The organism is Mesorhizobium tamadayense, assembly GCF_003863365.1.
Taxonomy (GTDB): Bacteria; Pseudomonadota; Alphaproteobacteria; order Rhizobiales; family Rhizobiaceae; genus Mesorhizobium; species Mesorhizobium tamadayense.
In genome coordinates this window covers 117,036-128,951 of sequence record NZ_RQXT01000012.1, presented here as the reverse complement: position 1 = coordinate 128,951, position 11,916 = coordinate 117,036, and the positions used below count along the sequence as shown (strand labels likewise).

At 65.2% G+C, this 11,916-nt stretch carries 11 protein-coding genes; 7 read left to right on the top strand and 4 right to left on the bottom strand.

Annotated features, from left to right (window positions below):
- Positions 1-10: 10 nt before the first annotated feature.
- From EH240_RS12965 to erpA, 4 genes are all read right to left on the bottom strand, one after another.
- Positions 11-310 carry a hypothetical protein gene (locus EH240_RS12965; protein WP_124998763.1) on the bottom strand — a complete coding sequence of 100 codons (300 nt, stop codon included), beginning with the start codon at positions 308-310 and terminating at the stop codon, positions 11-13.
- Positions 311-391: 81 nt separating this feature from the next.
- The gene (gene xth, locus EH240_RS12960; RefSeq protein WP_124998762.1) at positions 392-1,186 is read right to left on the bottom strand and encodes an exodeoxyribonuclease III; all 795 of its coding nucleotides are present in this window, start codon (positions 1,184-1,186) and stop codon (positions 392-394) included.
- Between the two features lie 7 nt (positions 1,187-1,193).
- A complete protein-coding gene (locus EH240_RS12955; protein WP_124998760.1) occupies positions 1,194-1,586 on the bottom strand; it encodes a VOC family protein in 393 nt (130 codons plus the stop codon).
- 9 nt (positions 1,587-1,595) lie between these two features.
- Positions 1,596-1,943 carry an iron-sulfur cluster insertion protein ErpA gene (erpA, locus tag EH240_RS12950; RefSeq protein WP_124998758.1) on the bottom strand — a complete coding sequence of 116 codons (348 nt, stop codon included), beginning with the start codon at positions 1,941-1,943 and terminating at the stop codon, positions 1,596-1,598.
- Positions 1,944-2,013: 70 nt separating this feature from the next.
- Here erpA and EH240_RS12945 point away from each other — a divergent pair, with 70 nt between their 5' ends.
- The 7 genes from EH240_RS12945 to EH240_RS12915 all read left to right on the top strand — a co-directional run bounded on the left by EH240_RS12945 (position 2,014) and on the right by EH240_RS12915 (position 11,914).
- Entirely contained in the window at positions 2,014-3,231 is a 1,218-nt protein-coding gene (locus EH240_RS12945; RefSeq protein ID WP_124998756.1) for a deoxyguanosinetriphosphate triphosphohydrolase, read from the top strand.
- 62 nt (positions 3,232-3,293) lie between these two features.
- On the top strand, positions 3,294-5,051 hold the full coding sequence (gene argS, locus EH240_RS12940) for an arginine--tRNA ligase (protein WP_124998754.1): 1,758 nt from the start codon (positions 3,294-3,296) through the stop codon (positions 5,049-5,051).
- Positions 5,052-5,154: 103 nt separating this feature from the next.
- Complete coding sequence (locus tag EH240_RS12935) at positions 5,155-8,739, top strand: SPOR domain-containing protein (protein ID WP_124998752.1); 3,585 nt, start codon at positions 5,155-5,157, stop codon at positions 8,737-8,739.
- Positions 8,740-8,875: 136 nt separating this feature from the next.
- Complete coding sequence (gene nagZ / locus EH240_RS12930) at positions 8,876-9,895, top strand: beta-N-acetylhexosaminidase (RefSeq protein WP_124998750.1); 1,020 nt, start codon at positions 8,876-8,878, stop codon at positions 9,893-9,895.
- 63 nt (positions 9,896-9,958) lie between these two features.
- A complete protein-coding gene (locus tag EH240_RS12925) occupies positions 9,959-10,759 on the top strand; it encodes a segregation and condensation protein A (RefSeq protein WP_124998808.1) in 801 nt (266 codons plus the stop codon).
- On the top strand, positions 10,756-11,511 hold the full coding sequence (gene scpB, locus EH240_RS12920; RefSeq protein ID WP_124998748.1) for an SMC-Scp complex subunit ScpB: 756 nt from the start codon (positions 10,756-10,758) through the stop codon (positions 11,509-11,511). The genes EH240_RS12925 and scpB overlap by 4 nt, the downstream gene beginning before the upstream one ends.
- A 178-nt stretch (positions 11,512-11,689) precedes the next feature.
- Positions 11,690-11,914: a twin-arginine translocase TatA/TatE family subunit gene (locus EH240_RS12915; protein ID WP_124998746.1), complete on the top strand. Its 225-nt coding sequence runs from the start codon at positions 11,690-11,692 to the stop codon at positions 11,912-11,914.
- Positions 11,915-11,916 lie beyond the last annotated feature (2 nt).

Sequence of the window (11,916 nt, the reverse complement as noted above, 5' to 3'; positions counted from 1 at the left end):
AGCTTCTGCCTCAGTTCTCGGTCGGCTCCGTCGGCAGCATGCTTGGCGCAGGTGTCAAGATCGAGGTCGGATGCAGTTTCGGTGGCGGGTTCTCGCCGGGACAGCCGTCCTTGACCTTCGTCCAGGACGTGTTGTTGAGAACCATGTCGCAGCGGGCGAGGTGACTTTCGCCGGCAACGGTCAGGCAGGCCATCTCACCGATCTTGAACGATTTGCCGTTGGCAAGGCACTCTGGGGCCGCGAGCGCCAGCGCCGGCGCGGCAAGCACCAGCGCAAGACCGACTGGGCAAAGAACAAATCGGATCGCCATCGAACCCCCGCAACAATTCGCATCAGACGCGCGATTTGTGGCGATATCAGGGTCTTGGCGAGAGTTCCGTAAGCAGCGCTTTCAGGCCGGTTGCAAGGCGAGCTCGATCGCCACCGGCACATGGTCGGAGGGTTTTTCCCAGGCGCGCACATGCTTTTCGACCGAGGCCGAGGAAATGCGGTTGGCGGCTTCAGGCGACAAAAGCAGGTGGTCGATGCGGATGCCGTTGTTCTTCTGCCAGGCGCCGGCCTGATAGTCCCAGAAGGTATAGACATCGGGCGAATCGGTGACGGCGCGCACAGCCTCCGTGAAGCCCAGGTTCTTCAGGCGGCGGAAGGCCTGCCGCGTCTGCGGCTGGAACAGCGCGTCGCCTAGCCAATTCTCGGGGAACCTGGCGTCGGCGGGCTCGGGAATGACATTGTAGTCGCCGGCCAGCACCAGCGCTTCCTCGAGCCTCAGCCGTTCTTCCGCCCAGCGCTCGAGCCTGGCCATCCATGACAGCTTGTAGGAAAACTTCCGCTCGTCGTCGATTGGATTGCCGTTCGGCAGATAGAGCGAGGCGACGCGCAGCGCGCCCTTGTCGGTCGAGAAGACGCCTTCGATGAAGCGCGCGTGGTCGTCTACATCGTCGCCGGGCAGACCGCGATTGACCTCGTCGAAGGGCAGCTTTGACAGGATGGCAACGCCGTTGAAGCTCTTCTGGCCGTTGGTCTCGACATTGTAGCCCAGCGCCTCGATCTCGGCACGCGGGAACTGGTCGTCGACGGTCTTGATCTCCTGAAGGCAGACGATGTCCGGCGCGCTCTCGGTCAGCCAGTGGGTGAGGTTGCCGATGCGGGCGCGAACGCCGTTGATGTTCCAGGTGACGATCTTCATGCGGACCTCAATGTTCTTCCCCAGCAAGGCGCTCGACGAGGCCGATCGTATTGCCTGCCGGGTCCTTTAGAAAGGCCATCCATTCGCTATCCCCCGCCGGACCGAACTGGCCCTCGGTGTCGCGATGGACGAGCGTCGGGGGCGCGGTGAAAGGAACGCCGGCGGCTTTCGCCTCGGCATGGAAGGCCTCAAGACCGGCAATGTCGAGATAGACGGTGCCCGGCGGCACGCCGTCGCCAAAGAACAGCCGCACGCCGCCCGCCACGATGAAGGCAATGCCGGGCGGATCGTAGCGCGCATGCACGCTCATGCCGAGCACGCCCTGCCAGAAGGCCAGCGTCGCGTCGAGATCGCGCCCGGCCGAAAGCGCGACCTGGCGGACCGCGCCGATGGCAGGCATCCCGGCCCGCTAGATGGAGAAGCTGGTGCCGCAGCCGCAGGAGGCGACCGCGTTCGGGTTCCTGATCTGAAAGGACTGGCCCATCAGGTCGTCGACGAAGTCGATCACCGAGCCGCCCATATAGACCAGCGAGAGGTCGTCGATCAGGACAGTAGCGCCATCCTTCTCGATGGCCACGTCGTCGTCGTTGCGCACATCGACCAGATCGAACTTGTAGGAGAAGCCGGAGCAGCCGCCGCCTTCGACGGAAACGCGCATCGCCGTCTTGCTGGGCTCGCCGGACAGAATCCTGGCAATCCGCTTGGCGGCGGCGTCGGTCATTTCGACTTTCATGGCAGTCTTGGCATCCGCGCCCATCGGCGTCACCTTGCTTTCGGTTTCCCATGATAGGTATGAAGCGGACGGGGGCAAGTCAACTGGTGGGTGAATGGGCAAGGATGCTCTCGGCGATATCGGATTCGGCTACCGGCCGCGCGCCGCCTATGCGAGCGATCCGACGCGTTCGCGCGGCCGGCTGTTCGATGAGCCCGAAAGCCCGACGCGGACGCCGTTCCAGCGCGACCGCGACCGCATCATCCATTCCACCGCCTTTCGCCGGCTGAAGCACAAGACGCAGGTGTTCGTCGCGCATGAGGGCGACCACTACCGCACCAGGCTGACGCATTCGATCGAGGTGGCGCAGATCGCCCGCGCCCTGGCGCGGGCGCTGCGCGGCGACGAGGATCTCGCCGAGGCGGTCGCCCTGGTGCATGATTTCGGCCATACGCCCTTCGGCCATACCGGCGAGGAGGCGCTGAACGAGAAGATGGCCGGCTGGGGCGGCTTCGACCATAACGCGCAGTCGCTGCGCGTCGTCACCCGGCTGGAGCGGCGCTATGCCGAGTTCGACGGGCTGAACCTCACCTGGGAAACGCTTGAGGGCCTGGTCAAGCACAACGGACCGCTCACCGATGCGACGGGCAAGGGGCTGAAGGGGCCGGTGCCGCAGGCGATCCGCGACTATTCGGAGCTGCACGACCTCGAGCTCGACCGTTTTGCCGGCATCGAGGCGCAATGCGCGGCAATTGCCGACGACATCGCCTACAACAACCATGACATCGACGACGGGTTGCGGTCCGGCTTCCTGGCACTCGACATGCTGGAAGACGTCGGCCTGCCGGGATCGATCCTGGAGGCCGTGCGCGCCCGCTATCCGGGGCTCGATGACGTGCGCACCGGCCACGAGCTGATGCGCCGGCAGATCACCATGATGGTCGAGGATGTCATTGCTTCTACCGCCGCCAACATCGAGCGCCTCAAGCCGGACAGCGCCGATGCGGTGAGGGCGGCGGGCGAGACGATGGTGACCTTCTCCGCAGGCATGGCCGCAGCCGAAAGGGAACTGAAGGCTTTTCTGTACAAGCATCTCTACCGGCATGCCGAAGTGATGCGCGTGCGGACCGACGCCGAACAGATCGTCCGCGACCTGTTCGATGCCTATCTCGCCGACCCGCACGCCATGCCGGACGGCTGGCGCGAAGGGCTCGACCGCGCTGAAGATCGCATCAAGGCGCGCAGCGTCGCCGATTTCCTGGCCGGCATGACCGACACCTATGCGCTCAAGGAGCATAGGCGTTTGTTTGACCATACGCCCGATTTGAGCTAGGGCGAGCCACGATTTTGCCGGCCGAGCAGCTGGTCGCCTCTCTAAAGCCCAGAGCACACCCAATGAATATCTTCGCCGATTTCAACGCGCGGATCGTAAAAGCTGTCGAAGCCCTTGATCTGAGAGACAGGGATGGCGGAGCCGTGGATTTGTCGCGTATCGCGGTCGAGCCGCCGCGCGACGCCAGCCATGGCGACATCGCCACCAATGCGGCGATGGTGCTGGCCAAGCCCACCGGGCAGAACCCGCGCGTGCTGGCGGAAAGGCTGGCCGAGGCGCTGCACGCGGACGCCGACATCGCGTCGGCCGATGTCGCCGGGCCGGGCTTCGTCAACCTCAGGCTGCAGGACGGTTTCTGGCAGGCGCATCTGGCGGTGCTGCTCGGCGAGGGCCGCAACTATGGCCGCTCAACGATCGGCGGCGGCCGCAAGGCCAATGTCGAATATGTCTCGGCCAATCCGACCGGCCCGATGCATGTCGGCCATTGCCGCGGCGCCGTCGTCGGCGACACTTTAGCCAATCTGATGGCCTTCGCCGGCTACGACGTGACCAAGGAATATGTCATCAACGATGCCGGCTCGCAGATCGACGTGCTTGGACGCTCGGCCATGTTGCGCTATCGCCAGGCGCTTGGCGAAGACATCAGCGAGATCCCGCCCGGCCTCTATCCGGGCGACTATCTGGTTCCTGTCGGCCAAGCGTTGGCCGAGGAGTTCGGCCTCGGCCTGCTGGAGATGCCGGAAGAGGAAGCGCTGGCGATCATCAAGGATCGCACGGTCGACGCGATGATGGCGATGATCCGCGGGGATCTGGCGCTGCTCAACGTGCATCACGACGTGTTCTTCTCCGAACGCACGCTGCATGCCGACAATGCCAAGAAGATCCGGGCGGCAATCGCCGACCTGACGCTCAAGGGCCATATCTACAAGGGCAAGCTGCCGCCGCCGAAGGGCGAGAAGCCGGATGATTGGGAAGATCGCGAGCAGACGCTGTTCCGCTCGACCGCCGTCGGCGACGACATGGACCGGGCGCTGGTGAAGTCCGACGGCTCGTTTACCTATTTCGCGGCCGACGTCGCCTATCTCAAGGACAAGGTCGACCGCAGCTTCGTCGATCTCATCTATGTGCTCGGCGCTGACCATGGCGGCTACGTCAAGCGGCTGGAGGCGCTGGCGCGCGCGGTCGCCGGCGACACGGTCAAGCTGACGGTTCTGCTCTGCCAACTGGTGAAGCTGTTCCGCGACGGCGAGCCGGTCAGGATGTCGAAGCGGTCAGGGGATTTCGTTACGCTGCGTGACGTGGTGGAGGAGGTTGGCCGCGATCCGATCCGCTTCATGATGCTCTACCGCAAGAACGATGCGCCGCTCGATTTCGATTTCGCCAAGGTCACCGAGCAGTCCAAGGACAATCCGGTGTTCTACGTGCAATACGCCTCGGCGCGCTGCCACTCGGTGTTCCGGCAGGCGAGCGAGCAATTGGGTGAGGCGAATTTCGACCGCAACCGGCTCGTGGCCTCGGTTGCGTCGCTGACGGACGAGGGCGAGATCGGCCTGATCCGGAAGCTGGCTGAATATCCACGGCTAATCGAATCCGCGGCGCTTGCGCTGGAGCCGCACCGGCTGGCATTCTACCTCTACGATCTGGCGTCCAGCTTCCACGCACACTGGAATCGGGGCACCGACAACCCGGACTTACGTTTTGTTAAGGTTAACGACCCACAATTGACGTATGCCAGACTAGGGCTGGTGCAGGCTGTTTCGGATGTTTTGACCTCCGGCCTGACGCTGATAGGAGCTGATGCGCCTACCGAAATGCGTTAGGTTTGACTAAAAAACCTGTCACCTTTTGCCCACATTGCGCTGGTAAGGGCCAACCCTGCGCGACGTCCATGGCGTCCGACTGTGTGCGAGTTCGGGAACAATAATGGCAGACAGAACCCAGCTGAAAGCAGCCGCAAACAACCACATCGCCGATGACGATCCGTTCGCGGAACTGACCCGGATCATGGGCTTCGACCCGCGTCAGCCGGTCAGGCCGCAGGCGCCAATGGCCGCAAAGGCTGCGCCCGCAAACCAGGCCGCGGAGGAGGCCGATTTCGACATCGACCTCGAAAAGGAGCTGATGGGCGAATTCGACGCTGCCGAGGAAAGCGCGCCGGCCGCGCAGCCGGCCGCCCAGGACGAGCCGGCTTACAAGGCTGCCTATACTGCTCGCACCGACGATGAGATCGCCGCGTCGTTCGAGCAGGATTTTGTTTTTGACGACGCCGCGGATCATGCCCACTTCGCGACGCCGGGCACGCCGGAGCCGGCCGCGGACACGGCCTTCGACGATGATTTCGACAAGGCGGTCGCGAGTTCCTTGGAAGTCTCGCCCCTGCAAGACGACCTTTCCATCGACCAGGAAATGGCGGCCTCGCTGGATGAGGACTTCGGGATCGACCATCATGTGCCCGACACGGACCACGGCGCCGTAGCGGCCGCCGAGTCTGCTGTTGTCGAGCCTGTGGCCGAGACGGCGTTCGACGCCGATTTCGACAACGCGGTCCAGATGTCGCTCGAGGACGAGTTGGCGTTCGATGACCGTGATATCGAGCAGCCCGAAGCCGCCGACGTTGAGCCGATCGAGACTCACGCCGCTGCCGACCGGCCGATCGCCGACGAAGATTTCGACAGCCAATTCGATCAGGCCGAATTCGATCAGGCCACGGCCGATGTCGACATGGATCCCGATCAGCCGCGGAACCTGATCCTGGAGCAGGAACTGCCTGTCGATGACGATCAGCCGCAGACCGTAGAGGCGCCTGCCGAGGCAGCGCATCTCGCCGCCGATCCCGAACCTGACGCCGATCCCGAGCCTGTCGCCGATCACGAGCCTGTCACTGACCGGGGGGCCGCTGCGGATCAGGTCTTGGAAGACGATTTCGAGCTCAGCTTTCGTGACGCCCTTGCCGAGGAGCCGGAAGCTCCCGCCGTCGTTCCTGAACCCATCGCCGACCACGAGGCCACGACCGATCTGGTCTTCGAAGACGATTTCGAACTCAACTTCGGTGACGCGCTTGCCGAGGAACCGGAAGTTCCCGCTGTCGAGCCCGTCGCCGCGGCTGAGCCGTCATTCGCGGAGCCTGCTCCGGCCGTGACGGCCCGGGTTCCGCCGGTCGCGGCGGTCGAGCCGGCCAAGCCGGCCGCGACCAGCAGCGAGCGGAGCCTGGAAGACGAGCTCAACGCGCTGCTCGGCGCCATGACCGCGCGGCCCATTCCAGTTGCGCCGGCCCCGGTTGCTCCCGTTCAGGTGGCCCCGGTTCCAGTTGCCCCGGTTCCAGCTGCCAAGGAAACCGCTCCGGCACAGCAGCCGGCCAGCTATGCCGGCCATCAGGCCGCCGTTGCCGATGATCTCGATTGGGATCTCGACGAGCACGAGCTTGCGCGCAACGAGCAGACCGCCGAACCGGCCGATGCCGATCTCGATACGCTGCTCGCCGGCGAGCTCGACCGGCAGGGCTTCGAAGACATCGCGACCGAACAGGATGCCGAACCGAGCATCGATTTCGATGACGAGGCTTTCGATGCCGCCTTCGCCAAGGGCATCGAGCAGGATGCGCCGGTCGCGCCCGCCGAGTCGTCCCGGTCCTGGAGCCGCGTGACCCCGGTCGCCGCTCCTGTGCAGGCATCGTTCGCGCCGCAGCCGGCGGCTCCGGCGCCGCAAATGGCGGCGCCCGCCTATCGTGACGAGCCGGTGAAAGACTATTCCGCCTACACCAAGCCGGCGCCGCAGATGGCGACGCCGGCCTATCGTGACGAGCCGGCGAAGGACTATATCACTTACGCCAAGCCAGCCTCGGCGCCTCGCCATCAGGAAGAAATGCCCGACGTCGAGACGGTCGACGTGCCGGAGCGTGTGGTGGCGCTGGCCGACGACCTCGATATCCCGGAGCTCAGCTTCGAGGAGGACCAGCCGGCGGCATCCGCCTATGACGATCTCGATGCCGAGTTTGCGGGCCTGCTTAACGAGATGAACGCGACCGAGATCGCGGCTGCTCCGGTGCAGAGCCGGGGTTATGACGACGATTCCTACAATGCCGGCTTCAAGACCGGTTATGATCGTCGCGAGTTGCGCGCCGAGGCGCCCGCCGCCCCGGCGGCCCCGTCCAATGCCGCGGCCGCAAGCGGGTTCGACGCCGACGATTTGCCCGGCAGCCGCCCGGTATCGCAGCTTGACGATTTCGCCACAAACGAGCTCGACTACGATCCCGAGCTCGACGAGGCGATGACCGTGCCAGGCCTTGACGAGCGCGCAGCCGCGAAGCCGCGCAGCCGCGGCCTGATGCTTGCCGCGCTCGTCGGCGCCGTGGTGGTCGCCGGCGGTCTCGGCGCTCTCGCCTTCTCCTTTGGCGGCAAGGGCGGCAGCGAAGCGCCCGTGATCGTGAAGGCCGACAATTCGCCGATCAAGGTCAAGCCGGAAAACCCGGGCGGCACGGTGGTGCCGAACCAGGACAACAAGGTCTATGACGCTGTTGCCAAGGGTGGCGCGGCCAAGCCCGCCGAGCCGGTGCAACAGAAACTGGTGACCAATAGCGAGGAACCGATCGACGTGGCGTCGAAGGAACCGCCGCAGAGCCGGATCGTCGATCTTTCGCCTGACGATACCGATGCCGCGCCGGGCACGGACGCAGCGGGCAATCCGAACGCGGCAGCGCCGGGTGCGGACGCAGCAGCGCCGGCTCCGGACGCAGCAGCGCCGGCTGGTGCCCAGGCCGCCGCGCCCGAGAGCGCGCAGCCGGCCGCCCCGGCGCCGAAATCGGAGGACCGCATCGCCCAGGTGCTGCAGGAAGCCGACAAGGGGGCCAACAACGACGTCGTCGCCGTTGCGCCGCGCAAGGTCAAGACCATGATGGTGAAGCCTGACGGCTCGCTGGTTCCGCGCGAGGATCCGGCTCCCGCCGCGCCGAAAGTCGCGGCGACCGAGCCAGCCGATCCGACACCGCAGCACGTCGCTCCGGCCGGGCAGGGCGACACCCAGCCGACGGGAACCGTCGCATCGGCCATCGACCAGTCCACGGATCAGGCGGTTTCCGGTCAGGGCGAGACCGCCAAGCCTGCGAAACCCACTGCCGCGCCGAAGGCTGAAGCCAAGGCCCAGTCTTCCAACACGCCGGCGAAGGTGCCGGTGGCGCCGCCGCGTCCGTCCGACCAGCCGGTCGACATCGTCGGCGAGGTCAAGCCCGACCAGGTCGCCTCGATCGATCCGGCGGTGGCATCGGGCGGTGGCTCGTGGTCGATGCAGATCGCCTCGCAGCCGACGGTCGAAAGCGCCCAGTCGACCTACCAGGACCTGCAGCGCCGCTACGGCAGCGTCCTCTCCGGGCGCACAGCCAATATCGTCAAGGCGGAGATCGCCGGCAAGGGCACGTTCTACCGCGTCCGCGTTCCGGCGCAGTCGCGCAACGACGCGATCAACCTGTGCACCAGCTACAAGGCGGCCGGCGGCACCTGCTTCGTGTCGCGCTGACCGCCTCGCACCGTCTCAGAGCCGGCGCTGCCCAAGGCAGCGCCGGCTTTTCGTTGTGGACGGCTCCCGGCATTCAGGCGGCAGTAGTGGGCGGGGGTGATTCCCTTTGCTTTCCCAAAGGCCTAAGCTTCCGTCCATGACCGAATCAAAATCCATGATCCTCGGCTGCGCCGGGAAATCGCTCACTTCCGAGGAAATCCGTTTCTACAGTGACGAACGCCCGTGGGGCTTCATCCTGTTCGCGCGCAATGTCGGCGAGACCGAGCAGATCCGCGACCTGGTCGCCTCGATGCGCGATTGCGTCGGACGGCCGGACGCTCCGGTCTTCATCGACCAGGAAGGCGGCCGGGTGCAGCGCCTGCGGCCGCCGCTGGCGCCGAACTATCCTGCGGGCGGCGCGCTTGGCGCGCTTTGGCGCGACGATCGCGAGGCCGGCCGCCGCGCCGCGTGGCTACTCGCGCGGTTGCACGCCTTCGATCTGCTGCGCCACGGCATCACCGCCGACTGCCTGCCGGTGCTCGACGTCCCCATCGCGGGCGCCAGCGATGTCATCGGCGCGCGCGCCTATGGCATGGAGCCCAATGCCGTGATCGAGCTTGGCCGGGCTTCGGCCGAGGGACTGATGTCGGGCGGCGTCCTGCCGGTCATGAAGCACATTCCCGGCCATGGCCGTGCGTTCGCCGACACGCATTTCGCGCTGCCGACGGTCGACACGCCGCTTGCTGAGTTGCGGCAACATGATTTCGCCCCGTTCAAGGCGCTCAACCAGCTGCCGATGGCGATGACGGCGCATGTCGTCTACAGCGTCGTCGACCCGGACAATCCGGCGACGACCTCGGCCAAGGTCGTCAACGAGCTGATCCGCGGCGAGATCGGCTTCGACGGGCTGTTGATGAGCGACGACACCTCGATGAAGGCACTTTCTGGGGATTTCCCGACAAAGGCGGCCGCGATCCTTGCGGCCGGCTGCGATCTCGTCCTTCACTGCAACGGCGTTTTCGAGGAAATGTCCGGCATCGCGTCACGCACGACGGCGCTCGAGGGCAAGTCCTTGGCGAGAGCGGAGCGGGCGCTGACCTATATAAAGGACCGCGATGTCGCGGACGAAAGCGCGATACGCGCGGAATTCGCCACCTATTTCGAAGCGGTGGCCTAAGCCGAAGGGATAGAAGGGCAAGTGGCGGAAACATTGGACAGCAAGGCCGAGAAGGCCGCACCGATGGACCGTTTGTGGGCCGAGAACGACGATTCACGCCTCACAGGCGATCCGTCGCTGGTGGTCGATGTCGCCGGCTTCGAGGGACCGCTCGACCTTCTCCTGCATCTGGCGCGCAACCAGAAGGTCGATCTCGCCCGCATCTCAATCCTGGCGCTCGCCGAGCAGTATCTGGCCTTCGTCGAGAAGGTGAGGGCGCTGAGACTCGAGCTTGCGGCCGACTATCTGGTGATGGCGGCGTGGCTTGCCTTCCTCAAATCGAAGCTCTTGATCCCGAAGCAGCCGGGCGAGGAGGGCGAGAGCGGCGAGGAACTGGCGGCGGTGCTGCAATTCCGGCTGAAGCGGCTGGAAGCGATGCGCGACGCCGCAGCACGGCTGGTCAACCGCAACCGGCTCGGCCGCGACGTCTTCGCGCGCGGCATGCCGGAAATGGTGATCGTCGAGAAGCGCAACGCCTATTCGGCCTCGCTTTACGATCTGCTGACCGCCTACGCGCAGCAGCGCCAGCGCCAGGCGATCAACAACGTGACGATTGCCCGCCGCTCCGTCTGGTCGCTCAAGGACGCACGCGACGTGCTGGCGCGGCTGGTCGGCACGCTGAGCGATTGGACGGCGCTCGACAGCTTCCTGATCGAATATCTGGCGGCGCCGGAAGAGAAGCGCACGGCGGTCGCCAGTTCCTTCGCGGCGACGCTCGAAATGGTGCGCGAGGGCAAACTGGAAATGCGGCAGGACCAGGTTTTCGCGCCGCTTTATCTGCGCGGCCGCACGCAAGGGATTAGGGCAGTCGAGGTGGTATCATGAGCGAACGCGCCAACGCTTCGGTCATTCCGTTCAAGGTCGAGGACGAGCCGGAAGACGAGATGGCCGAACAGGGTTCAATCGAGAACCCCGCCGAGCGGCTGCAACTGTCGGAGGCCGTCCGCATGGCGGAGGCGATCATTTTCGCCAGCGCCGAGCCGGTCAGCGAAAGGCAGCTGGCTGCGCGCCTGCCCGAGGGCATCAACATCGCGGCGGCAATGGCCGATCTCCAGCAAGTCTACGCCAAGCGCGGGGTAAACCTGGTGCGGGTCGCCGACGCCTGGGCGTTCCGCACCGCCGGCGATCTCGCCTTCCTGATGAGCAGGGACACCGTGCAGCAGAGAAAGCTCTCTCGCGCGGCGCTCGAAGTGCTGGCGATCATCGCCTATCACCAACCGGTCACGCGCGCCGAGATCGAGGACATCAGGGGTGTCGAGACATCGAAGGGCACGCTCGACACGCTGCTGGAAACGGAGTGGGTCAGGATGCGCGGCCGGCGCCGCACGCCTGGACGGCCGGTGACCTACGGCACGACCGATGCCTTCCTGGACCACTTCGCGCTGGAGGAGATCCGCGATCTGCCCGGCATGGAAGAGCTGAAGGGCGCGGGATTGCTTTCGACGCGCATGCCGTCCAATTTCTCGATGCCGGTGCCGCCGGCCGATCCGGACGCGCTGGCCGAGGACGAGGATGCGCTGACCGACATCGACCTCGAGGAGCTCGGGCTGCTCACGCCGCGCGTCACGGAAGAGTGAGCGCGAATCCGGTACGAATGGTCTATTAGCAGGGGCTGCGCGGATTCGTAGCAAGGCGCTCACGCCGAAAGTGCGTGACATCCGCAAGCCATTTTATCAACTTCATCGCAGTTGTGTTTGAATCCCCGAGCGAAAACGCATAGATGATCGCCGAGGGAAACATTCGAGAGAGATTGTTATGGGTTCACTATCGATATGGCATTGGCTGATCGTTCTGGTCATCGTGCTGCTGCTGTTCGGCCGCGGCAAGCTGCCGGAGCTGATGGGCGACATGGCCAAGGGCATCAAGAGCTTCAAGAAGGGCATGGCTGACGACGACACCGCGGACGATAAGCGTACCGTCGAGCACCGCGCCGACGAGACCGTTTCGCCGGCGGCCAAGGAAAAGGCCAGCAAGAGCTGAGC

What these genes read in the sequence shown, in the direction of transcription:
- EH240_RS12965 (WP_124998763.1), bottom strand. Translation starts at nt 310, where the DNA reads ATGGCGATCCGATTTGTTCTTTGCCCAGTCGGTCTTGCGCTGGTGCTT.
- xth (WP_124998762.1), bottom strand. Translation starts at nt 1,186, where the DNA reads ATGAAGATCGTCACCTGGAACATCAACGGCGTTCGCGCCCGCATCGGC.
- EH240_RS12955 (WP_124998760.1), bottom strand. Translation starts at nt 1,586, where the DNA reads ATGCCTGCCATCGGCGCGGTCCGCCAGGTCGCGCTTTCGGCCGGGCGC.
- erpA (WP_124998758.1), bottom strand. Translation starts at nt 1,943, where the DNA reads ATGGGCGCGGATGCCAAGACTGCCATGAAAGTCGAAATGACCGACGCC.
- EH240_RS12945 (WP_124998756.1), top strand. Translation starts at nt 2,014, where the DNA reads ATGGGCAAGGATGCTCTCGGCGATATCGGATTCGGCTACCGGCCGCGC.
- argS (WP_124998754.1), top strand. Translation starts at nt 3,294, where the DNA reads ATGAATATCTTCGCCGATTTCAACGCGCGGATCGTAAAAGCTGTCGAA.
- EH240_RS12935 (WP_124998752.1), top strand. Translation starts at nt 5,155, where the DNA reads ATGGCAGACAGAACCCAGCTGAAAGCAGCCGCAAACAACCACATCGCC.
- nagZ (WP_124998750.1), top strand. Translation starts at nt 8,876, where the DNA reads ATGACCGAATCAAAATCCATGATCCTCGGCTGCGCCGGGAAATCGCTC.
- EH240_RS12925 (WP_124998808.1), top strand. Translation starts at nt 9,959, where the DNA reads ATGGACCGTTTGTGGGCCGAGAACGACGATTCACGCCTCACAGGCGAT.
- scpB (WP_124998748.1), top strand. Translation starts at nt 10,756, where the DNA reads ATGAGCGAACGCGCCAACGCTTCGGTCATTCCGTTCAAGGTCGAGGAC.
- EH240_RS12915 (WP_124998746.1), top strand. Translation starts at nt 11,690, where the DNA reads ATGGGTTCACTATCGATATGGCATTGGCTGATCGTTCTGGTCATCGTG.